Source organism: Rhizobium johnstonii 3841, assembly GCF_000009265.1.
Classification (GTDB): domain Bacteria; phylum Pseudomonadota; class Alphaproteobacteria; order Rhizobiales; family Rhizobiaceae; genus Rhizobium; species Rhizobium acaciae.
Map to the genome: position 1 here is coordinate 972,499 of NC_008380.1, position 23,155 is coordinate 995,653.

The 23,155-nt window shown below is 61.5% G+C and carries 20 protein-coding genes; 12 read left to right on the top strand and 8 right to left on the bottom strand.

Going from position 1 to position 23,155, the window contains the following annotated elements; translation table 11 throughout:
- Position 1 precedes the first annotated feature (1 nt).
- Together RL_RS04720 and lpxK are read left to right on the top strand one after the other, a co-directional pair.
- The gene (locus RL_RS04720; protein WP_011650645.1) at positions 2–724 is read left to right on the top strand and encodes an HAD family hydrolase; all 723 of its coding nucleotides are present in this window, start codon (positions 2–4) and stop codon (positions 722–724) included.
- Between the two features lie 182 nt (positions 725–906).
- A complete protein-coding gene (gene lpxK, locus RL_RS04725; protein ID WP_011650646.1) occupies positions 907–1,980 on the top strand; it encodes a tetraacyldisaccharide 4'-kinase in 1,074 nt (357 codons plus the stop codon).
- A gap of 322 nt (positions 1,981–2,302) precedes the next feature.
- On the opposite strand, the gene RL_RS04730 is transcribed toward lpxK, so the two are convergent.
- A complete protein-coding gene (locus RL_RS04730) occupies positions 2,303–3,187 on the bottom strand; it encodes a GntR family transcriptional regulator (protein WP_011650647.1) in 885 nt (294 codons plus the stop codon).
- Positions 3,188–3,286: 99 nt separating this feature from the next.
- Here RL_RS04730 and RL_RS04735 point away from each other — a divergent pair, with 99 nt between their 5' ends.
- The 3 genes from RL_RS04735 to RL_RS04745 all read left to right on the top strand — a co-directional run bounded on the left by RL_RS04735 (position 3,287) and on the right by RL_RS04745 (position 6,102).
- Complete coding sequence (locus RL_RS04735) at positions 3,287–4,345, top strand: ABC transporter permease (RefSeq protein WP_011650648.1); 1,059 nt, start codon at positions 3,287–3,289, stop codon at positions 4,343–4,345.
- Positions 4,342–5,106, top strand: coding sequence for an ATP-binding cassette domain-containing protein (locus RL_RS04740; RefSeq protein ID WP_011650649.1), 765 nt, complete (start codon positions 4,342–4,344; stop codon positions 5,104–5,106). The genes RL_RS04735 and RL_RS04740 overlap by 4 nt, the downstream gene beginning before the upstream one ends.
- Positions 5,107–5,184: 78 nt before the next feature.
- Positions 5,185–6,102, top strand: a complete 918-nt coding sequence (locus tag RL_RS04745; protein WP_011650650.1) for a sugar ABC transporter substrate-binding protein — start codon at positions 5,185–5,187, stop codon at positions 6,100–6,102.
- A gap of 134 nt (positions 6,103–6,236) precedes the next feature.
- On the opposite strand, the gene RL_RS04750 is transcribed toward RL_RS04745, so the two are convergent.
- Complete coding sequence (locus tag RL_RS04750) at positions 6,237–6,467, bottom strand: DUF2093 domain-containing protein (RefSeq protein ID WP_003545832.1); 231 nt, start codon at positions 6,465–6,467, stop codon at positions 6,237–6,239.
- A gap of 170 nt (positions 6,468–6,637) precedes the next feature.
- Positions 6,638–8,440 carry a DNA mismatch repair endonuclease MutL gene (gene mutL / locus RL_RS04755; protein ID WP_011650652.1) on the bottom strand — a complete coding sequence of 601 codons (1,803 nt, stop codon included), beginning with the start codon at positions 8,438–8,440 and terminating at the stop codon, positions 6,638–6,640.
- Positions 8,441–8,623: 183 nt separating this feature from the next.
- On the opposite strand from mutL, the gene RL_RS04760 reads away from it, so the two are divergent.
- Positions 8,624–10,345: a response regulator gene (locus tag RL_RS04760; protein ID WP_011650653.1), complete on the top strand. Its 1,722-nt coding sequence runs from the start codon at positions 8,624–8,626 to the stop codon at positions 10,343–10,345.
- Between the two features lie 153 nt (positions 10,346–10,498).
- The gene (locus RL_RS04765; RefSeq protein WP_011650654.1) at positions 10,499–11,863 is read left to right on the top strand and encodes a putative bifunctional diguanylate cyclase/phosphodiesterase; all 1,365 of its coding nucleotides are present in this window, start codon (positions 10,499–10,501) and stop codon (positions 11,861–11,863) included.
- 74 nt (positions 11,864–11,937) lie between these two features.
- Here RL_RS04765 and RL_RS04770 read toward each other — a convergent pair whose 3' ends face one another.
- From RL_RS04770 to RL_RS04790, 5 genes are all read right to left on the bottom strand, one after another.
- Positions 11,938–12,543, bottom strand: coding sequence for a PRC-barrel domain-containing protein (locus tag RL_RS04770; RefSeq protein ID WP_011650655.1), 606 nt, complete (start codon positions 12,541–12,543; stop codon positions 11,938–11,940).
- A gap of 234 nt (positions 12,544–12,777) precedes the next feature.
- The gene (locus tag RL_RS04775; RefSeq protein WP_011650656.1) at positions 12,778–13,665 is read right to left on the bottom strand and encodes an SMP-30/gluconolactonase/LRE family protein; all 888 of its coding nucleotides are present in this window, start codon (positions 13,663–13,665) and stop codon (positions 12,778–12,780) included.
- Positions 13,662–14,303, bottom strand: a complete 642-nt coding sequence (locus RL_RS04780; protein ID WP_011650657.1) for a 2-dehydro-3-deoxy-6-phosphogalactonate aldolase — start codon at positions 14,301–14,303, stop codon at positions 13,662–13,664. The genes RL_RS04775 and RL_RS04780 overlap by 4 nt, the downstream gene beginning before the upstream one ends.
- A 13-nt stretch (positions 14,304–14,316) precedes the next feature.
- Positions 14,317–15,234, bottom strand: a complete 918-nt coding sequence (locus RL_RS04785; RefSeq protein WP_011650658.1) for a 2-dehydro-3-deoxygalactonokinase — start codon at positions 15,232–15,234, stop codon at positions 14,317–14,319.
- The gene (locus RL_RS04790) at positions 15,234–16,001 is read right to left on the bottom strand and encodes an SDR family NAD(P)-dependent oxidoreductase (RefSeq protein WP_173364452.1); all 768 of its coding nucleotides are present in this window, start codon (positions 15,999–16,001) and stop codon (positions 15,234–15,236) included. The genes RL_RS04785 and RL_RS04790 overlap by 1 nt, the downstream gene beginning before the upstream one ends.
- Before the next feature lie 108 nt (positions 16,002–16,109).
- Here RL_RS04790 and RL_RS04795 point away from each other — a divergent pair, with 108 nt between their 5' ends.
- The 5 genes from RL_RS04795 (at position 16,110) to RL_RS04815 (ending at position 22,930) form a co-directional block, all read left to right on the top strand.
- The gene (locus tag RL_RS04795; RefSeq protein ID WP_011650660.1) at positions 16,110–16,907 is read left to right on the top strand and encodes an IclR family transcriptional regulator; all 798 of its coding nucleotides are present in this window, start codon (positions 16,110–16,112) and stop codon (positions 16,905–16,907) included.
- A 252-nt stretch (positions 16,908–17,159) separates the two neighbouring features.
- A complete protein-coding gene (locus tag RL_RS04800; RefSeq protein WP_032982822.1) occupies positions 17,160–17,894 on the top strand; it encodes a helix-turn-helix transcriptional regulator in 735 nt (244 codons plus the stop codon).
- Positions 17,895–18,428: 534 nt separating this feature from the next.
- Positions 18,429–19,589 carry an Mrp/NBP35 family ATP-binding protein gene (locus RL_RS04805; RefSeq protein ID WP_011650662.1) on the top strand — a complete coding sequence of 387 codons (1,161 nt, stop codon included), beginning with the start codon at positions 18,429–18,431 and terminating at the stop codon, positions 19,587–19,589.
- A gap of 446 nt (positions 19,590–20,035) precedes the next feature.
- Positions 20,036–21,013, top strand: coding sequence for a magnesium transporter CorA family protein (locus RL_RS04810; protein WP_003545849.1), 978 nt, complete (start codon positions 20,036–20,038; stop codon positions 21,011–21,013).
- Positions 21,014–21,031: 18 nt separating this feature from the next.
- A complete protein-coding gene (locus RL_RS04815; protein WP_011650664.1) occupies positions 21,032–22,930 on the top strand; it encodes a potassium transporter Kup in 1,899 nt (632 codons plus the stop codon).
- Positions 22,931–23,155 lie beyond the last annotated feature (225 nt).

Consider the following 23,155-nt stretch of genomic DNA (forward strand, 5'->3'; position numbering starts at 1 on the left):
GATGTCGGCAGCGTCCCCTATCAAAGGCATCCTCTTCGACAAGGACGGCACGCTGCTCGATTATGACGAGAGCTGGCTGCCGGTCAACCGCGAGCTTGCCCGCATCGCCGCCAAAGGGGATGAGCTTCTCGCCAACCGGCTGCTGTCGGCCTGCGGCATGGATCCGGTGACCGGCCATATCGTTCCCGACAGCCTGCTTGCCGCCGGCAATACCCGCCAGATCGCCGAGGGTCTCGTTGTCGCGGGCTCGATGGTCGACGTCGGCGAACTGACCATCCGCCTCGATGACCTCTTTTCCAGCGCCGCCGAATTTTCCGTGCCGGTGACCGACCTCGCCGGCTTCTTCGCCCGGCTGCATCGGCGCGGCTTCAAGCTCGGTGTCGCCTCCAGCGACAATGAGCGATCGATCCGCCAGACGGCGGAACGCTTCGGTTTTGCCCGCTATGTCGATTACATTGCCGGATACGACAGCGGTTTCGGCGTCAAGCCGGAGCCGGGCATGGTGCTCGGCTTCTGCGCTGCGACCGGTCTTTCGCCTGAAGAGGTCGCCATGGTCGGCGACAACAACCACGATCTGCACATGGGTCTGAATGCCGGCACCGGCCTGAGGATCGCGGTCCTGACCGGCACCGGTTCGCGGGAGACGCTTGCCGCCGCGGCCGACCACGTGCTCGACGATATCACCGCCATCGAGACGCTGCTGCCGGACCTGCAGCCGGCCTGACGGGTAAGGGCTTGCATTTTTTCAGGTTTTGGCTTCTCAATCCGGCCGGTCGAAAAGCAGGGACTGGCTGTGGCTAAAGCAATTCCAGCAAAAGTGCATAGCGGTTTTGCCGGGAAAAGCGCGCAGCGACTTTCCCAAGGGATTGCGTGAGAACAAGCCGGACAGGGGAGCGGGACGGCAAGATGATATCTGAAGCGCCACCGTTCTGGTGGAGGAAAGCCGATTGGCGGGCCTGGCTGCTGCTGCCGCTTTCTTTTCTCTATGGCCGTATCGCCGGCCACCGCATGGCCCATGCGCGCCGCGCCTCGGTTCCGGTTCCCGTCATCTGCGTCGGCAATTTCACCGTCGGCGGCGCCGGCAAGACGCCGACGGCGGTGACGATTGCCCGCGCCGCCAAGGCGAAGGGGCTGAAGCCCGGCTTTCTCAGCAGGGGTTACGGCGGCTCGCTCGATGTGACGACCGTCGTCGACCCCGATCATCACCGGGCGATTGCCGTCGGCGACGAGCCCTTGCTGCTTGCCCAGGAAGCGCTGACGGTGATTTCCCGCCGGCGCGTCGAAGGGGCTGCGCGGCTGGTGGCGGAGGGCGCCGATCTCATCATCATGGATGACGGGTTCCAAAGTGCCCGGCTGGCGATCGACTATGCCCTGCTCGTCATCGACTCGACGCGCGGCCTCGGCAACGGCCATATCGTGCCGGGTGGCCCGGTCCGCGCGCCGATCGGCCAGCAGCTGCGTTCAGCGACGGCTTTGCTGAAGGTCGGTGGCGGCAACGCCGCCGACAGGATCGTCCGCATGGCGGCGCGCGCGGCAAAGCCCTATTTCACCGCATCGCTGAGAGTCCGCGGCGACAATACGCTGGCCGGCACCAAGGTGCTCGCCTTTGCTGGCATTGCCGATCCCGCCAAATTCTTCCGCACGGTCGAATCCCGCGGCGCGGAGATCGTCGTCGCCAAATCTTTCGGCGATCACGAGCACCTGACCGAGGAGGAGATCGACGACATCCTGACGACCGCCGAGCGTGAAGGTCTCCTGATCGTCACCACCTCCAAGGATTTCGTCCGCCTTTCCGGCCATCACGGCAAGGCGGCGCGGCTCGTCGAAAAGAGCCGGGTGATCGAGGTCGACATGGTCTTCGAGGATCACCTTGCCCCAAGCCTCATCATCGACCGGGCGATTGTCGCTTGCCGCGAACGGCGCCTGCGGGAGATGAAGGCTGGAGTTAAAGCGATTCCAGCAAAGGCTGAACCGCTGTAGAGCCTTTCCGGGTTAGATTGAAGCATTCTGTTGGCTCAAACGGAGTCGGATGGTCGACCGGCCGGCGCGCGTCGTAGCCCAGCTCTACGGCCAAGCCGGCCGGTCGATCAGCCGGCCCGTTTCAGCCAACCCGAAGGGCCGGGCATCTTTGCGCCAGGATCAAAGGCGATCGGCTCGCACGTACCTTGGGGTATGCCCTTCGCCAATCGCCTTTGCCCTGACGAAAACCTGCTCCGGCAGAATGCTTCAATCTAACCCGGAAAGGCTCTAGCAGGCTGCTGCAAAACGCCTCGTTCTGCGCACATCTCTGCATGCAACGCTATCACGCGATCGAGTGAAGCAAAGTTTCGCGGGCGGAAGTCAGATGCAACCGGCATGCGCGATCGATCAAGGCGATATTGCGGCTTTCGAGGGCTTCGATCAGGGCGAGATGTTCCCTGATGGCGACCTCATTCCGCGCGCGTTCATCACGCTTGTTCCACTGATAGTGATAGTGGAAGACCATGGTTATCACGTCTTGGAAGCTTTCGATAAAGCGGTTTGGCGCGACTGCGGTAATCAGCCGGTGGAAACGGCTGTCCAGCTCCGAGAAATCCTGAAACCGAGCGTCGATGTCCGCGAGCAGTTCCAAATGCGCCGCCCGCATAGATTGGATCTGTTTCCAGACGGGCGACCCGTCGGGCAGGGCAGCGAAAAGCCGTGCGGAGCGCATTTCGAACATCTCTCTGATCTCAAACAGTTCGAGCGCGAAACTGGCTGTGAACCCTTTAAAAACCCAGCCTGCATTCTGACGCTTCTCGATCAGCCCATATTTCTGGAATCGATTGAGAAACTCACGGACAATCGTTGTCGCGACGCCGAATTTCCGAGCTAATTCCGTCTCATTGATTTCTGTGCCCGGACAGGCATCACCGCGCAGCATCCATTCCATGAAGCTCGTCTCGACCTGTTCCGAAATTGCCAAAGTCTCTTTCTTCGGATAGCGCTCTTTCTGCCGTGGCTGCTCACGTATGATCCGCTTGTGCGCTTCAGATATGATGATCCCACGTGCGGACATCCCCGCCAGCACCTTCCGCACCGTTGTTCTGCTCACGCCAAGCTGGGTGCGCAGTGCATTTTCGGACGGCAATTCCGCCCCAAGATCGAGAGTCCGAATGATGTCGATCATATCATTGAATGCCCGCTTGAAAGTCGTATCCGTTCTCATGGCGCAACTCCCGGTATGATTAGATATCCATAAAAAACAATTTGACGCACGTGTATCATATGTTTCTTATGTATAAAAAACGGGGGAGGCTAGGGGAATTTGGAAGACTCCGGGATTCTGCCTCAGAATTCGTCCCGGCCTGGTGGTTCGCAAGATGCAACCTTCCAGCCGAGACAATCTGGCATCACATTCGGACTGAAGCTATTGAGCCTCGGCCCTCTATTGATCCTGATTATGCTCATCGCCGTCGTCAGTTTGATCACGCCGGCTTTTCTAAAGCCGGTTAACCTGGGGAACATCCTGGCGCAGACAGCAGTGATTGCTGTTGTAGCAATGGGGCAGCAACTCGTTATCCTGACGCGCGGCATCGACCTGTCTGTCGGCTCGAATCTGGCGCTGGCAACAGTCATCGGCGGACTTGTCTACCAGCAGGTTGATTCCTCGATCGTCGTCATTATGGCCATGCTGCTTGCCGGCGCTGCTATCGGTGCGGTCAACGGCCTTGTCTTTGTCTATGGCCGGCTGCCACACCCCTTTATCATTACACTTGCGACCTTGAGTATCTGCCGCGGCCTGGCACTTGCATTGGCGCCCGGCCACACCACCATGCGCGGGATGCCCGATGCAGTGACTGCAATCGGCGGCGGTACGACGCTTGGTGTGCCCAATTCCTTCTTTGCCGTTGCGATGTTCGGGCTTCTTTTTCTGATCCTGACGAAGTCGATGGTCTTTGGCCGATGGATCTATGCGGTCGGCGGCGCACCGAATGCCGCCAGAAGCATGGGGATCCCGGTAAAGGGCGTTCTGCTCGCAACCTACATTATTTGCGGCTTTTGTGCAGGTGTCGGCGCGGTGCTGCTCGCCGGACGGACCGCCGCCGCCTCGCCAATCTACGGCAATCTTTTGGAACTCGACACGATTGCTGCGGTGATTATCGGGGGCGCAAGCTTCCTTGGCGGACGAGGCCATCTCGGCCACGCCCTGATCGGCGCCGTGCTGATCGGCGTCATCCGCAACGCCCTTAACCTTCTCGGCGTCGACGTGTTCTTTCAAATGATCGCGATTGGGCTCGTCATCGTCATCGCCGTGGAGGCTGACGTGCTTCGTAACCATCTCGAGGCGCGTGCACGCGTGCTTCAATCGGCGAGAGTGCAATGAACCCTGCATCCACCACACCGGCACTTTCGGTTCGAAACGCCCAGAAGCGCTTTGGCGCCATCCATGCCCTGAAAAATGTAAGCTTTGATGCCTATGCAGGTGAGGTAACCGCTCTCTTGGGTGATAACGGCGCCGGCAAGTCGACGCTCGTCAAATGCATCAGTGGGCTTCACAGTCTCGACGAAGGAGAGATCCTCGTGGATGGTGCGCCCGTATCGCTCCATTCAACGGCCGCCGCCCGCCGCGCCGGGATTGAAACCGTCTATCAGGATCTGGCGCTTTTCGACAACCTGACCCCGGTACAGAATTTCTATTGCGGACGAGAAATCTCTTTCCCCTCCTGGCTGCCGCGTCCTCTCCGCTTCCTCAACACGGGCCTGATGAAGCGGGAGGCAGCAAGTGTCATCGATCGCCTGAAGGTTAAACTGCCGAGATTCGATGCGCCGGTCGCGCTGATGTCCGGGGGGCAGCGACAGGCTATCGCGGTCGCGCGCGCCATTGTTTTTGCGCGCAAGCTGGTGGTCCTTGACGAACCAACGGCCGCCCTCGGTCTTCGCGAGTCTCGCCAGGTTCTTGACCTTATCAATCAGCTCAAGGCCGACGGCAATGCCGTGATCATCATCACGCACAATATGGAGCATGTCGTCGAAATCGCCGATCGGGCGGTTGTGCTGCGGCAGGGGCGCAAGGTGGGTGAACTGAAGCCGACTGAAGCGAACAAGCAGGACCTTGTCGCGATGATTGTCGGCGCCGAGGCTTAAGGGAGATCGCTGCTTCGTTGGGGCAGCGGACAACGAGATCGCTCTAGAGGAGGGCGGTCGAAACATGGGAGGTCTATCATGAAACCGCAATCCCTGCTGGGAGCTCTTGCGCTCCTGGCCGTCGCTGCAGTCCCGGCCTTGGCGCAGGAGCCGGTCAAGCTCGGCTTTATAACCAAATTCCCTGTACCGTTCTTCGCAACAATGGAGAACGCCGCCAAAGATTATGCGAAGAGAAATCCCGGCGTCGAGATCATCTACGGGCAGGGTACGTCCGCAACCGACATCGAGGGCCAGATTGCACAGATCGAGTCCATGGTGACACGAGGCGTGCAGGGCATTGCCCTCACGCCCGTCGATCCCACCGTGTCCACTGCGCTGGACAAGGCGGTGGCGGCCGGTATCAAGGTCGTGCTGATGGATAACAATATTCCGGATTGGAAAGGCAGGACGGCGCTTGCCACGACCAATAACTTCGCCGCGGGCAAAATCGCAGGGGAATATCTCAAAACTGTTCTTAAAGCCGGCGACACGCTCGGGATTCTTGAGGGCGTGCCCGGTGTGCCGGCGCTTGATGACCGCGTGAACGGTATGCTTGAAGGGCTGAACGGCCTTGACGTCAAGATCGTCGGGAAAGGCGCAACAAACTGCACCGAGGAACTCGGGATCAGTGTCGCCGAAGATTTGCTGACGAAGAACCCGGATCTCAAAGCCATTTATGCCGCTTGCGGCCCGCCCGCTGCTGGCGCGGCGCGCGCAATCAAGAACGCTGGCACTGCCAATGACAAGATTGTGCTGGTCGGTTTCGACTTCTGCTGCGGCGAAGAGGAAGCGCTGAAGAGTGGAGTCGAGGATGCGTCGGTGGCGCAGTTCCCCACCAAGATGGCAGAACTCGGTGTGGATGCGCTGGTAAAATCGATTCGCGGAGAGAAGGTTGAGTCTTTGATCGATTCCGGCGCTGCGCTCGTGACGCCAGAGAATATGGCGAAATTCAAGTGAACCGTTGCCCCTGTGGGGATCGGATCACGCAAACGGCCCGTCCTTCGTGGGGCGGGTCGGACGTGTGACCGCTCGTTGCGCCCAGATTTCAATCTTCTATCGGGACGGCCGACCCGGCCTAAAATCATCCTGTTCTAACGCCGCTGGTTCGGCAGCACACCGGCGCGTTTGTCGGCATCGATGGCCGAGATCACGTCGGCATAGGGTTCCTGCCGGGCGACGCTCCAGTAGCGCAATTCGTCGAGCGGGATCTGTTTCCCCGTCATCGCGCAGACGACATAGGAGCCGGGCGAGAGAATCTGGAAATCGCCATCGAGATACCGGATCTTCGCCTCGCGGTTTCCGTGCCCTTCAAACAAATTCATGCGCTCCGTTCCCTGCCGTCTGTCATTAGAGCATGTCGCGCAAAAGTCTGCCGCGGTTTTGCGATCACGGCATGCGGAACACCAAAGACCAAAGCGTGGCAAGCGAATCTGAAAGATCGCATCACGCTTTAGTCTGCCATACTCCCGCAAGGGCCGCTTTTCCAGCTTTTTTAGCTTCTGCCGAAAAGCCGTTCGATATCGCTGAGCTTCAATTCGATATAGGTCGGCCGGCCGTGATTGCATTGGCCGGAGCCGGGCGTCACTTCCATCTCCCGGAGCAGCGCGTTCATTTCCTCCGGCCGCAGCCGCCGTCCGGAGCGCACCGATCCGTGGCAGGCCATGGTTGCCGCCACATATTCGAGCTTGGCCGATAGGCCGGACGCCGTGTCCCATTCGGCGATCTCGTCGGCAAGCTGGCGGATCAGCCCATGCGCATCGACCTCGCCGAGCATTGCCGGCGTCTCGCGCACGGCGATCGCGCCTGGGCCGAAACGCTCGATCGCCAGGCCGAGTTCGGAAAGTTCGGCCGCATGCTGCATCAGCCGGTCGCAATCCTCTTCCGGGATGTCGACGATCTCGGGGATGAGCAGTACCTGCGAGGCAAGCCGCTTCGAATGCAGCGCCTTGCGCATCGCTTCGAACACCAGCCGCTCATGTGCGGCATGCTGGTCGACGATGACGAGCCCGTCCTCGGTCTGGGCGACGATGTAGTTTGCGTGGATCTGCGCCCGCGCCGCGCCGAGCGGATAGCGCGCGTTTGGTTCGGCGGCTGCCGGCTGCGGCGAAAACTGCGGCTCGGCCCGCGCCGTCGGCATCGAAAGTCCGTCGAAGGACGCCTGTGGCCGCTCGCCGAAACCCGTTGCCGGCTGATACGGCCGGGAGGACGACGTTTCGGCCGACCATGCCGTTTGCGGCCGCTGGCTATTCGGCGGGAAGCCGGGGCGGAAGGAGCGCAGCATGTCGCTCGCCCCGGTCGTCGCCGCCCGGCTGCCGTCGCGCGCCAAGGCCTCGCGGATGGCGCCAACGATCAGGCCGCGCACCAGGCCAGGGTCGCGGAACCGCACGTCGGATTTTGCCGGATGCACATTGACGTCGACGAGAGCGGGATCGAGCGTGATTGACAGCACCGCCACCGGATAACGGCCGGATGGGATCGTCTCGGCATAGGCGCCGCGGATCGCCGAGAGGATCAGCTTGTCCTGCACCGGCCGGCCGTTGACGAAGGCATATTGATGGGCGGAGTTGCCGCGATTGAAGGTCGGCACGCCGGCAAAGCCGGTAAGCGCGATCTCTTCGCGCACGGCGTCGAGCGCAATGGCGTTGTCGCGGAACTCCTTGCCGAGCACTTGCGCCATGCGCCCCAGATGATCGTCACCGGTCGCCGGAAATTCCAGCGTCGTGCGGTCGGAGCCCGACAGCACGAAACGCACCGCGGGAAAGGCGATCGCCATGCGCTTGACGATTTCGGTAATGGCGCCGGCCTCGGCTTTTTCCGTCTTCAGGAATTTGAGCCGGGCGGGTGTGGCGAAGAACAGGTCGCGCACTTCGACGATCGTCCCGGGATTGGCGGCAGCCGGGCGCAGATGCGCGATCTTGCCGCCGGCAACGGCGATCTCGTGGCCGCCGGCGCTGTCGCGTCTGCGGCTTGCGATGCTGAGCCTCGCGACCGAGCCGATCGAGGGCAGCGCCTCGCCGCGGAAGCCGAGCGTGCGGATATCCTCGAGCGTCTCTGAGATCTTCGACGTGCAGTGGCGCCTGACCGCCAGTTCCAGATCGGCCGCGTCCATGCCCGAGCCATTGTCGCTGACGCGCAGCAGCGCCTTGCCGCCGCCTGATGTGGCGATTTCGATACGCGTCGCGCCCGCGTCGAGCGCGTTTTCGATCAGTTCCTTGGCAGCGCTCGCCGGCCGTTCGATGACTTCGCCGGCGGCGATCTGGTTGATGAGCGTTTCGGAAAGCTGTCTGATGGCCATGAGCTATTTTCGGGGATTCGCGGGCTGGAGGGAAGGGGTTTCGGCAGGCTTTCCCGAAACGTGATCCGGTCCTCCCGCAAATTTGGGAATAGGTAATGTTAAGCCGGTTTTAACATAAAAATGGCATTTCTAATCACATACCTCCGGAAGCTGCGAAATCGAACAGATGTGGGACGCAACAGAATGAGTGCCGGCTTCGAAAAGGCGGACACATCATCAGAAATCGATGGGGCTTCCGCCGAGGCCGATCTGCAGACGGCGCTTTTCGATGTGGTGTGCGACAGCCTTTCGGCAGCTTTCATCATCTACGACAAAAACGATCACCTGATCTTCGCAAGTCGCCAGACTCTCGATTACTTTCCGCTGCCCGCCGAGATGCTGAAGCCGGGCACGCGGCTTCGCGATTTCCTCGGCGCGATGTACGACACCGGCATTCGCCAGCAGTATGATGTCAGGCAGGGTGGCTCGCTCAGCCGCGAGGACTGGCTGTCGCAGAAAATCGCCTCGCATTGGCGCGAGCGCTTCGACGCCGTCGAGCGCCACGGTGCCGATAGCTGGGTCCGCTTCGTCAAGCGCCGGCTGCCGGGCGGTTACGGCGTCACCATCATCTCCGACATTTCCGAGAACAAGAAGCGCGAAGAGCAATGGCGCTCCGATCTGGAGCGGGTACAGCTCACCGAGGACATTCTCGACAATCTGCCGTTCCCGCTTTTCGTCAAGGATCGCAACCTCACCTACGTCGCGGTGAATCTCGCCTTCTGCGAGAAATATCAGACGAGCGCCGACGAGGTGCTCGGGCGCAAGAGCGGCGATCTCTTTTCAGAAGAGATCGCCAAGCGCTTCGAAGAAAGCGACCGCCATGTGCTGGAGACAGGCGAGATGTCCGTCTCCCGCCAGCGGCAGATCTCCCGCGACGGCATCGAGCGCGATATCGTCAGCCGCAAGCACCGCATCGGCAAGCCTGGCCGCTATTTCCTGGTGTCGACCATGCAGGACCTGCCGCGCGACGGCGCCGATCTCGACGAGTTCGGCCAAGCGTCCGCGATCACCGCCTCCAGCAATCAAAGCTATCGCCGGGCCTATGTGCCGGTACCAAGCGGCATCGCACGGCGCGAACCGGCGGCGATGGAAGCGATCGTTCCGGAGAATTTCTCCGGCCGCAAGGTCCTCGTCGTCACGGCTGACCTGGCCGCCGAGACCGCCGCGCTGCGGACGCTGACGAAATACGGCTTCGAAGCCTGCTCGGTCCGCGGCGAGGACGAAGAGGAGCGGTTCCTGGAAATCGCCACCTCGTCCGGCATCTTGCTCGATCTTCTGATCATCGACAACCAGATGGGCATGCGCTGCCTCGAACTTGCCGAGCAATACGGCATCCCGGCGCTCGTCATGGACGGTTTCCAGATCGCCAACGAGCTCACCTTCCAGATCGCCCGCCATTTCAATCGCAACAGCCGCAGCGCCGCCGGTTCGGATGCTGATTGGGAAATCAGCATTTCCGACGATCCGGTCGGCCTGCAGGTTCTCGTCGCCGAAGACAATGATATCAATCAGATCGTCTTTTCGCAGATCCTCGAAGGCCTCGGCTATCGCCATATGCTTGCGGCGACCGGCGACGAGGCCGTGCGCCTCTGGGCCGAGCACCGGCCGCAGATCGTGCTGATGGATATTTCCCTGCCGGGCTTCAACGGCTTCGAGGCCGCGCGCCTCATCCGGCAGATGGAGGAAACCGGCGGTGGCACCCGCACTCCGATCATCGGCGTGCTCACCCAGGCCTTCGAGCGTGACCGCGCCGAATGCGTCAAATCAGGCATGAACGACGTCATCATGAAACCCGTCAGCCCTGACATGCTGGAAACTGTATTTCAGAAATATCTAATGAATGAGCCCGTGCGGGCCCAAAACTGAAGCATCTCGCGCAAAAGTGTGCAGGCGCCAAAATACCCGTCAACTCCCTAGATTTTGGGGAGGTTCAGGCAGCTATGCCGCTGATTTACTATCGAATTGTTAAGACCTGCCGGTCATTCTTCTGCATGGCTCCGGAGGAAAGCTCGGGTTTGGATGATGAAATCGGCGGACATAGCTTTCTTGACCGTCGGTCAGAATGAGCTTCAGGCGATGGCCTATACCGATCCGCTGACCGGATTGGGCAACCGCAATCGCATGCGGGACAAGGTCTTGCAGATCTCCGCTGAGCGTGCCAGCGATCCGGCCCCCTTCACCATCGGCATCGTCAACCTCGACAGTTTCAAGCCGATCAACGATCTGTTCGGCTCGACAGCCGGCGATGAAATCCTCTGTCAGGTCGCCCATCGTCTCAGGGCCTGCATTCCTGACGGCGCGCTGGTCACTCGCCACGATGGCGACGAATTCGCCTTCGTGCTGCCGTTGATCTTCGAGCGGGCGAGTGCCGAGAAATTCGGCCAGATGATCCGCGAGGTGCTGTCGGCGCCTTATGACCTTGGTAACCGCAACGTCCGCCTCTCCGCCTCCCTCGGCTTTTCCATCTATCCCTTCGCCGGAGAGGATTGCGAGGAACTGCTGAAGAGCGCCGAAACCGCCCTCTACCGTTCCAAGCGCCGCGGCCGCGGCCAGATCACCGTCTATTCGCGCGAGATCGCCCAGGAGATGAAGCGCGCGACGCAGCTGGAGCAGGCGCTCAGAAACGCCATCATCTCCGACGCGATCGACGTGCATTTCCAGCCGATCGTTTCGCTGTCCAACAATCAGGTCGTCGGCTTCGAAGCGCTCGCCCGCTGGAACGATCCCGATCTCGGCTTCGTGTCGCCCGGCGTCTTCGTGCCGCTGGCCGAAGAGCGCGGCTTCATCGACGCGCTGTCGGAGGCGCTGCTGCGCAAAGCCGCCGAAGCTGCACTTTCCTGGCCGCGCGAACTCTTCCTGTCGTTCAATCTCTCCTCGGCCCAGCTGATGGATCCGGGCACGAGCAGCAGCGTCCTGTCGATCCTCGGCCGCGTCGGCTTCGATCCGCATCGCCTGGAGCTGGAGATTACCGAGACGGCGGTGATGAGTTCGGCCGATACCGCCCACCGCATCATAGCCGATCTGCGCGCCGCCGGTGTGCGCATCTCGCTCGACGATTTCGGCACCGGCCAATCGAGCCTCGGGCGCCTGCGCGACTTCATCTTCGACAAGATCAAGATCGACCGCGCCTTCGTCTCGCGCATCAATTCCGATCGCGCCTCCGAACACATCATCAAGGCGATCCTTACGATGTGCGAGGGCTTGGAGCTGGAAGTGGTAGCGGAAGGCATCGAAGATTATGCCGAGGCGGTAAAGTTGCGCACGCTCGGCTGCGGCATGGGCCAGGGCTATCACTTCGGCCGTCCGGCCGACGGTATCGCCACGCTGCGCTTCCTGCACGAAAACTATTACGATCCGACCATGGCGGAGCGGGTCAGCGCATAAAGCGATGGCGCCGCATAAAACGATGGCGCCCCTGGGAGCGCCATCGCCTACGCTGCTATACTGCCGCGCACGGATTACTTAGGCGTGGTCGAGCCAGTTGCCGTGGTATCGGTACCGGTCGCAGCCGGAGCCTTTTCGGCCGACTGCATTGCCAGCGTTTTGAACTCAGGTGCGGCCTTCAGCGATTCAGCCGTTTCGCTGGTCGTCAGCTTGACGCTGCCGTCCTGGGTGTTCTGGGCGACGGTGATCTTTTCCATCGGGACGGCGACGTTCTTTTCGCCGATGCCAAGAAAGCCGCCGACGCCAACGATTGCGGCAACCATGCCGCCGTCCTTCTTGAGAATCAGGTCGTTGACGCTGCCGATGCTTTCATTGTTGCCGTTATAGACCGACTGGCCGATATAGGTGTTGGCGCTGACTTGGTCCGGAGATTGTTCCGTCAGATAGCTGGCCTGAGCCGTATCTGCTGTCGGTGCCGGGGCCGGAGCCTGTGCGGCATCGCCAGCGGGCTTGGTGACATCAGGCGTCATCGGCTTCGGTGCCGCCGGATCGGCAGGAGCTGCCTGCGTCGGAGCGGCGGGATCCGCCGGTTGCGGTGCCGTCTGCGAGAATGCCGCCGGTGCGAAAGCCGTGGCAAACAGTGCGCCAGCGGCAACGGTCGTCAAGAGTTTGCGTGTCATTTCGAACCTACCTTCGTTTTTCCTTAGAGTGATCGCTGACCCGGCAACACCTGTTTCTTCAGGTCTCCTTGCCGCGCCGGTTCGAAAGGAAAATGGCGGGTGGCGCGATTGGTTCCGGTTGAAAACATGGAAAATTTCTCGATTCTCACGGAACATTTATCGAAGCACCGCCGGTGAAACGAGAAAAGGCGCCCCGGTCGGGAGCGCCTCTGATGGCCTCGGATCGCCCTGTTTTCAGATCACATAGACGGGATCGAACACGCCTTTGACGTCGATGCCGAGTTCCAGCAGCGCGCCGGCGCTCGGCTGGGCCGAACGCGCATCCTCATCCAGCCCTTCCCAGGCGGTCGTTACCGCAAGCCGGTCGGCGTTGACGCCGATGAAGGCAGGGCAGGAGGGCTGGACGGCAGGAACCATATAGCGCGAGATGCGCAGACCGTCCGGACTATAGCGGTCGACGACGCCGGCGCCCCAGCGCGCATTCCACAGATAGCCGTCGGCATCGACCACCGAGCCGTCGATGCTGCCGGGCTCGTCCATGCTGTCGACGAGCACGATCGGCTCGCCCGAGGGGAGGCCGGTCAACGGATCGACCATGACGCGCATCAGCCGGTTGATGCGGGAATCCGTATAATAGCCGATCGTGCCGTCGGGCGAGAAGCAGATCGAATTCGGGATGCTGATGCCGTTGAAGATCTTCGTCACCTTGCCGCTGGCGACATGGTAGATGGCGCCGGCCTGGTTTTCCGCCCGCTTGCTCATCGTGCCGATCCAAAGCGCACCCGAAGGATGGGTGCGGCCGTCGTTCGAGCGGTTTTCCGGCCTGTCGTTTTCGAGCGCGGCGTAGAAGGTGAGGTTGCCGCTTGCCACATCGCGTACGAAAAGCCCTTCTTCCGTCGCGATCAGCTGCCGCCCGGCGTCGATACGGGCAAGCACGCTTGCCATCACAGGCAGCGGATGCACCTTCTTCGCAGCCGTCGAAAGATTGAGTTCGTGCAGTTCTTTGCCGAGGATGTTGAACCACCAGACGGTATTGCTGTCCGGATCATAGGTCGGGCCTTCACCGAGAACGGAATTGGTATTGCAAAGTGTTTTGCCCTCGAACTCATAAATATCGGTCATACGTTCACGCTCCCAATGGCTGCATCATAGGCGTAAATGGTCGCCTTGGCGCGCTCGGCAACCTCTGACGCGGTCATTCCTGGCTTGTAGATGCTGGTGCCGAGGCCGAAGGAGAAGATGCCGGCCTTGGTATAATCGCCGAAATTCTTGTCCGAGACACCGCCGACGGCGGCAATCGTGAGCTCCGGCGGCAGGATTGCCCGGATCGCCGTAATGCCGGAAGGGCCAAGCACGCTGGCCGGAAAGAATTTGAGACCGGTGGCGCCGGCGCGCGCAGCCGCTAGCGCCTCCGTCGGCGTAAAGACGCCCGGCATCGTCACCATGCCGTAGTCGCGCGCCCGGATGATCACCTCGGGCTCGACATTCGGGGTGACCAGCAGCTTGCCGCCGGCCGCATGCAGGCTGTCGACCGCCTCGACGGTCAGCACCGTGCCGGCGCCGATCAGCACTTCGGCCGGCGCCATCTTCGCGGCGATCTCGATGGATTTGAACGGCTCCGGCGAGTTGAGCGGGATCTCGATCGCCGTCAGGCCATTTTCGATCAGAGCGCCGACAACGCTTTCGGTCTCGTCGGGCCGGATGCCGCGAAGGATGGCGATCAGCGGGCGCTTCATGTCGGGGAAGGGGATACGGTTCATCGTGTCAGCTTTCTCAGTTCGGCCAGATGGCTTCGGCGGCGGCCGAAAGCCCGCGGCGCACGGCAGCGTCGGCGTCGATGGCGGTGAAGGCAAGGGAGAGGGTTCTGAAGGCCTGTTCGTAGAGCGCCTGCAGGCGCCCGGAGGCGACGAGGGTGATGGTGGTGCCGTTTGCCGCATCCTGCAGCGCCCCGGCGATTTCGAGGCCGATCAGCGTACCGGAAAGCCGGGCTTGCGCGGCAGCGGCGGATATCCCGTGCAGGAGTTGGCCGGAGCGGGCGGCAAAGAGCAGGTTGGAGGCAAGGGCCGGGCGTGCGAAAACGGCCGAGACCGCCGCCTCGAAGGCGGCCGCATCCGCCGGCTGCTCTTCCGCACCGGTAACGGCATGCGAAAGGATCGTGTGTTTGCTGATGACGTCGAAAAGCTCGCCGGTCATGAAGGTCGAAAAGCCGGTCACCTTGCTGTCCGTCACATGCACCCATTTCGAATGCGTGCCGGGCATGCAGACCGCCTGCGCGCCCGAGCTTGCACGGCCGAGCGCGCCGAGAAGCTGGGTTTCCTCGCCGCGCATGACGTCGGGCCTCGCTATGTCCCGCTGGGCAAGGCCCGGCAGGATACGGATGTCGCGGCTTTCGCCGGGCACGGAGACCGCCCCGGTCAGGATCGAGGCGAGCGGCGCCGGCACATCGATATAACCGGCCTCGACCCAGCCCTGCCTGGCGCCGGCCATGCCGCAGACGATGACCGGCAGGTTTTCCGGCGCCTCGATGGCGGTGAGATGGCCGGCAAGCACGGCGGAAAAGCCGGTCTTTGCCGCGCTCGTCATGCCTTCGCCGCTGCGGCGTTCGGCAAGGACGGTGCCGTCCCTGCCGATCAGCCAGAGCCGAAAGCTGCTGGTGCCCCAGTCCACCGCGACATAAGCGGGATTTGTCATTACAGAACGCCTCCATCGACAATCAGGGACTGCGCGGTCATCGCCGCCGCACAGTCGGATGCTAGAAACAGGCAGGGACCGACGATCGCATCGGGTTTGAGCGCGACCTTCAGGCACTGGTCCTCGACCGAGCGCGCAATGCTCTCCTCGGTGAGCCAGTGCTGCATCTGCCGCTCGGTGACCACCATGCCGGGCAGGATGCAGTTGACCCGGATGTTCTCCGGCCCGAGCCTGCCCGCCAGGCTCTTCGTCAGCCCGACGACCGCCGCCTTGGCTGCCGCATAGGCGGGAAAACCGCCCATGTTCAGCTTGAAGGCGATCGACGACATATTGATGATCGCCCCGCCGCCGGCCGTCCGCATCGACGGCACGACTGCCTGCGAGGTGAAGAACACATGCTTGAGGTTGACCGCCTGATTGTTGTCCCAATAGGCCTCGGTCACCGCGTCGAATTCATGACGGTCGTCCCAGGCGGCATTGTTGACCAGCACGCGGATCGGCCCCGAGCTGGCAATGACGCTATCGACCGTGTGCCGGATCGCCGCGATGTCGCGCAGATCGGCATGGTAAAAGGAGACCGGATGCGCCGTCTCCCGCGACAGCCTTTCGGCCAGTTCGCGGCCGGCGGCCTCGGCGATATCGATGAACGAGACCTTGGCGCCCTGGCGCGCGAAACCTTCGACGATCGCAGCACCGATGCCCGATCCGCCGCCGGTCACCAGCACGGCGCGGTCTTTGAACTCTGGAAATTGTGCTGCTGGCATCATGTTCACCGTCGCCTCCCGACCGTATCATTGTTCCATTATTTGGAACTTAATTTGACTATATGGAATTATCGAATTACACTGCCCTTTCTGTCAAGGGCGGACGAGGCGATGAATTCAAACGGCGAAAGCACGGCACAGGCACGCGAGACCGGCACGCTCGGCAAACTGATGGTTCTGCTCGATCTCGTCACCCATGCCGATGCGCCGCTGCGTTTCACCGATATCCTGGCCCTTGCCGGCCAGCCACGCGGCACGCTGCATCGCCAGCTCACCCATCTGGTGGAGGAGGGGCTGCTCGAGCTCGATGGCGACGGCCGTTATGCGCCCGGCCTGCGCCTGCTCGATTTCGCCGCGCGCAGCTGGGCGCGCAACGAATTCCGCCTGATTGCCGAACCGCATCTTCGAGATCTGCAGCAGGCAACCGGCGAGACAGTCCATCTCGGCGTCCTCAGGGGGCAGTCGATCATCTATCTCGACAAGGTCGAGGGCCGTCAGCCGGTGCGCATGTATTCGCAGATCGGCAATGCCTCGCCCTGTTATTGTACCGGCGTCGGCAAAGCTGCCCTTTCGCTGCTGCCGGCCGAAAGCCTCGTCGATCTGCTTGCCGGCCTGAGCTTCACCAGCTTTACCGCCTCGACCCATATCTCTGCCGAAACGCTGCTTGCCGAAATCCGCGAGATTGCCGATCAGGGTTATGCTTTCGACCGCGAGGAGCATGAGGCCGGCATCCGCTGCGTTGCCGCCCCCGTCTGGTCGGAGGATCGGACCTTTATGGGTGGCATTTCGATTACCGGCCCGGCCTATCGCTTGTCGATGGAACTTCTGCACCAATGGTCCGTTCCCGTTCAGTTGGCGGCTGGAAGGATCATGGAAGGCATGCGCATCCGTCTCGGTCCGCGCCGCTGAGGGAAAATCACAATCGGCCCGCTGGTGGACGCGATCGCAGAGCATGCTTATGATGAGCGCGATATTGAGATTTGCCGACGAATCACCACAACTAGAACGGTCCGCGAAATCTACAACCAGTCACCGGCCGAACGCTCAACGCTGAAGCCGATTCCACCAGCGATCGTCGTTCCCCGATGCAATCGAAACGCCCATGGCGGGCAGGTTTCGCAAACGGTTTGCCGGCCGCTGTGCCGAAGATGAAGAAATGTGATGGCACCCTTGTCGCAAACATCCACGGAAGAAGACGACTATGTTCAGGAAATAGCGGGCCTGAAGACCCAGTTCGATATTTTCCGTTTCATGAAACGGGTGACGGAAGCCTATCGCAGCCGCGCCTTCATGGTCCTCAACCTGCCGCCGATCACCTCCTTCGATCTTCAGGGCAGCACCGTCATCACCAGCTGGCCGGCCGAGCTTCTGGCTCTCTACGACCAGGAAGGCCTGATGGTGAACAGCCCGGTTCTGAGGCGTCTCAGAACATCCGCGCGGCCCTTCTTCTACGACATGTCGCGCCAGAACTGGTCGAGGGACGACGGCAAGTCCATTCTCGTCGCCTCCCTGTTCGAACGTTTCAAGATGATGCGCTGCGCCTATTTCCCGACGCATGAGCCCTCCGGCCTGCGCGGTGCCGTCTCTTTCGCCGGCGACCGCGAACCCTTCAGTTCGGCCGAGATGCGCGAGCTGTGCTACATCGCCATCCACGTCTTCGACAGGCTGGCCGAGATCCGCAACCTCGATACGCGCATGACGGACACGCTGACCGACCGCGAGATCGATTGCCTCAACTGGACGGCGGCCGGCAAGACCAGTGCCGAAATCGCCGAAATCCTGACGCTGTCCGAACATACGGTCAATCACTACCTCAACCGCGCCACCAAGAAGCTCGACACGGTCAACCGCACCCAGGCCGTCGCCAAGGCGCTGCGCATCGGCCTGATCAAATAAGTTGCAAAAAACAACCGATGGCTTTCGAAGCCGCCCAGCGCGTAGGCATATCTTTCCTGCTGAGAGGCTGTCGCAAGCGCTTTTGCGCTGTTTTTCCTGATTTTCCATCTGGCACGCTTTCTGCATCTCTTCTGCGAGAGGTCCAGAGGGGACTTTGAGACCAGCGCCAGGAAATGGCGCGGCCGACACACCGCTGCCCGACGCCGATGCCGCTTTTCTCCCGGCTCTTCGGTGTCGGCGGCGGTTGTTGCGTTTTGGCACCGCTTCTTACCCGGCTGTCTGCGATTTCGTCTTCCCCGTTCACTTTTCGCTGGTCTTTTTTTCGGCTTGCTCTAGTTCGCCCCTGATTGCGCCGGTTCTCGGGGAGACCGTTGCGGCCATCAGGGCGAAAGCCCGGCGGACTTGATGGCCGCAACGGATTGCCAATTCTCCCCGGCGCTCTTTTGGTGCGCCGGATTTTCCTCCCGATGATTTTGTTTGGCGAAGGCTTCCGTCTCCACTATCTGTGATCTGAAAAGAAGCAGTGAGGGTGGAATGGCCGACGTCACCAAGGAACAGGTTCTCGAAACGCTGAAGACCGTGCGTGGGCCCGATCTCGAGCACCATATCGTCGAGCTCGGCATGGTCTCCGACGTCTTCATCTCCGACGGCAAGGTTTATTTCTCCATCACCGTCCCGGCCGATCGCGCCAAGGAGCTGGAGCCGATGCGGCTTGCCGCCGAGCGCGTCATCAAGGAAATGCCGGGCGTCAAGGGTGCCCTCGTCACACTGACCGCCGACAAGAAGGCGGCCGCCGCCGCTCCGGCTGCCCGGCCGAACCCGCCTCACGGCCATCCCGGCCACGATCATGCGGGCCACGCTCACGCTCCTCAACAGCCGCCGCGCGCCGGCAAGATCGGTGTGCCCGGCATCGGTGCGATCATCGCCGTCGCCTCGGGCAAGGGTGGGGTCGGCAAGTCGACCACCGCCGTCAATCTCGCACTCGGCCTGCTCGCCAACGGCCTTCGTGTCGGTATTCTCGATGCCGATATCTACGGTCCCTCGATGCCGCGGCTGCTGAAGATATCCGGCCGCCCGACGCAGATCGACGGCCGCATCATCAATCCGATGGAGAATTATGGCCTCAAGGTCATGTCGATGGGTTTCCTTGTCGACGAGGAGACGGCGATGATCTGGCGCGGGCCGATGGTCCAGTCGGCGCTGTTGCAGATGCTGCGCGAAGTCGCCTGGGGCGAACTCGACGTCCTCGTCGTCGACATGCCGCCCGGCACCGGCGACGCCCAATTGACCATGGCCCAGCAGGTGCCGCTTGCCGGCGCCGTCATCGTCTCGACGCCGCAGGATCTCGCGCTGATCGATGCCCGCAAGGGCCTCAACATGTTCCGCAAGGTTGAGGTGCCGGTGCTCGGCATCGTCGAGAATATGAGCTATTTCATCGCCCCGGATACCGGCACCCGCTACGACATCTTCGGCCATGGCGGCGCCCGCAAGGAGGCCGAGCGCATCGGAGTGCCCTTCCTCGGGGAAGTGCCGCTGACGATGAATATTCGCGAAACCTCCGACGCCGGCACGCCGCTGGTCGCCTCCGAGCCGAACGGCGTCGTCGCCGGCATCTATCGCGGCATCGCCGCCAAGGTCTGGGAACAGGTCGCCGGTCAATCCCAGCGTCCGGCACCGACGATCGTCTTCGAATAATGCATGCCGCCCGGAAGTGTGAAGCGGTTCCGGGATAAAGGCATGCATCACAACAAATGCATGCCGCCCGGAAGTGTGAAGCGGTTCCGGGATAAAGGCATGCATGAAACAAGGAGCTGACGCGCGTCGCATGAATCGGGTTCGATGCAAGGTGCTTTAGCGAGCCGAATCACTGCGGCGGATACCCCAAATTGTGGGGGAAACGTGGTGAAAAGCCGCGCTTCACGGAAGATGTCTTGATTATTTCGCGGCTTTGCTTCATATGCCGCGGCGCCATGATGGCGTTTTGCTGCAGATGCTCAGTGACGGCGGTCTTCGTTTCGAAGAGGCCGGCCCGCCTGCAAGTTCGGAGTTGTCTTGTCGATCGAAGGATTGGGAACTGCGATGCGGTTGAGCACAACGCGCATGCCGGCCTTTAAGGTTGGATGCAGCCGGAGAGACGACCGGTGATTACCGCTTACTGTTCCAATTGCAGGTCGGTCGAGATCCGCGATCTGTCGCATGCCGCGTCCTTTCCCGAGGATGTCGTCTGGATCGATATGATCGAGCCGACCCGCGATGAGGAAATCTATGTCGAGAAGGTTCTCGGCATCGAGGTCCCGACCCGCGACGACCTCAAGGATATCGAGCCTTCCGCCCGTCTCTATGTCGAAAACGACGCCGTTTTCATGACCGCCTCGCTGCTCTGGAAGGCTGACACCGACGTGCCGACGCTGACAGATGTCGCTTTCATCCTGGCTGGAAACCGCCTGGTCACCATTCGCTACGCCCATCCCAAATCCTTTGCGCTGTTCATCGCCGCCCTTCACCGGCTGCCGGAAAACTGGCGCAGTGGTGCCGCCCTTCTCGCCAAGCTCTTGGAGACGATCGTCGACCGCACCGCCGAGATCCTCGAGATTTCCGTCTCGCGCATCGACATCTTGTCGATGCATGTCTTCGGCGACCGGGCAAGGAAGGTGCGCAAGCCCTCGAACTATCTCGAGGAGAAGCTGCGCGATATCGCTGGCCATCACCGGATGATCAGCAAGGTGCGCGACAGCCTCGGCTCGCTTGCCCGGCTGCTGACGTTCTTTCACACCATCCCGGCGATGCAGCAGGACCGCGAGACGAAGGAGCTCTGCCGCACCGTTTCCCGCGATATCCAGTCGTTGTCGGAGCATGCTTCCTTCGTCGCCGCCAACATCACTTTCCTGCTCGATGCTTCGCTCGGGCTGATCAACATCGAGCAGAACTCGATCATCAAGATTTTCTCGATTGCCTCGGTGGTGTTCTTGCCGCCGACATTGGTTGCTTCCGTCTATGGTATGAACTTTCAGGTCATGCCGGAGCTGACCTGGGCCGCGGGTTATCCCTATTCGCTGGCCCTGATGGTGATTTCAGCCGTCATCCCCTTTTTCTTCTTTCGCTGGAAAGGCTGGCTCTGAGGAGCCTGTTGCAACTTCATGTCCGAAGAGAGCCATCCGAACGAACGCCATATGACGCCGCGAAAGCTGTTTTATCTCGCGCTGGGTTCCGTCGGTGTCGTCTACGGCGATATCGGTACCAGCCCGCTCTATGCCTTTCGCGAAGCGCTGAAGCCGGTGGCCCATGACGGCGTCACACGTTTCGAAGTCATCAGCCTGATCTCGCTGATGATCTGGGCGCTGACGATCATCGTCACCATCAAATATGTGCTCTTCCTGCTGCGCGCCGACAACGACGGGGAGGGCGGCACGCTGTCGCTGCTTGCCCTGCTGATGAAGACCGCCAACGGCCACACCGCCATCCTGATGCTGCTCGGCCTGATGGGTGCAGCCCTCTTCCTCGGCGACGCGATGATCACGCCGGCTCTATCCGTGCTGTCGGCCGTCGAGGGCCTGAAGCTCGTCACACCCCGCCTCGCGGACTATATCGTGCCGATCTCGGTGGTGATCCTGGCGCTGCTCTTCGTCGTGCAATCGCGCGGCACCGGCGCCGTCGCGAAGTTCTTCGGCCCGATCACCGCCGTCTGGTTCCTCGTCATGGCCGCCGCCGGCATTTCCCATATTTCGGACGATTACGGCATCCTTGCCGCCTTCAATCCCTATTATGCCGTCGCCTTCCTGCTGCATGAGGGCTTCTACGGCATCGTCGTGCTCGGGGCCGTCTTCCTGACGGTGACGGGCGCCGAGGCACTCTATGCCGATCTCGGCCATTTCGGCCGCCGCCCGATCCAGTGGGCCTGGTTCCTGCTGGTTTTCCCGGCGCTGACGCTGAACTATCTTGGGCAGGGCGCGCTCGTTCTCGGCAATCCGATGACGATGTCCGATCCCTTCTATCTGATGTATCCGAAATGGGCGCTGCTGCCGGTCGTCATCCTGGCGACCGCCGCGACGATCATCGCCAGCCAGGCGGTCATCACCGGGGCCTTCTCGATGGTGCGCCAGGGCATCAACCTTGGCTTCCTGCCGCGCATGGAAATCCTCTTCACCTCGGAAACCAATACCGGGCAGATCTTCGTGCCTTCGGTCAATGCCGTGCTGTTCATCGGCGTCATCTTCCTGGTCTTGGGTTTCAAGACTTCGGATGCGCTGGCGACCGCCTATGGCATCTCCGTCACCGGCGCCATGGTCGTCACCTCGATCATGGCTTTCGAATTCGTCCGCGCCCGCTGGAACTGGTCGCTTCCGGTTGCGGTGATCGCGCTCGCGCCGCTGGTCGTGCTCGAAATGATCTTCCTCGGCGCCAATCTTCTGAAGATCCACGATGGCGGCTATATCCCGATCATGATCGCCACCGCCTTTACCGTCGTCATGTGGACCTGGCGTCGCGGCACGGCGATCCTGATGGAAAAGACCCGCCACACCGATATTCCGCTCGCCTCTTTCGTCAGCTCGATCGAGCGCAAGAGCGAACATTCACCGGCCCAGGTTCCGGGCACCGCGATCTTCCTGACCAGCGATCCGGAATCGGCCCCTGCCGCCTTGCTGCACAATCTCAAGCATAACCATGTGCTTCACGACCGCAACGTCATCCTGACGATCCGCACGATCAACAAACCGCGCGTCCCGAGCCACGACCGCTACAGGGTCGAGCAGATTTCCGAGCGTTTCTCGCGTGTCGAACTGCTCTTTGGCTTCATGGAATCGCAGAATGTCTCGCAGGCCCTGGCGACACTGCGCAAGACGGGACTGAAGTTCGACATCATGTCGACCTCCTTCTATCTCGGCCGCCGTAAGCTGGTACCGGACGCCAAGTCTGGCATGCCACACTGGCAGGACCGGCTTTACATCGCGCTCGCCAACGCCGCCGCCAACCCCTCGGACTACTTCCGCCTGCCGGCCAACCGGGTGGTGGAGCTCGGCTCGCACGTTATTATTTGATGAGTGGGGCAAAGACCCCGCCCCAAACCCCTCCCCAGAAGGGGGAGGGGCTTAACCTGCCCGCTCCGACGCTTCCCACGTCATCGTTTCATCCGCAGAAAGACTGATGTTTGCTGGAGGCGGGTGCCGCAAATTAGTCCCTCCCGCTCGTGGGAAGGGGTTTGGGATGGGGCTTTCACAAGGCCGCGACACTCCTCATCCCACGAAATTATCCCTCACATTAGA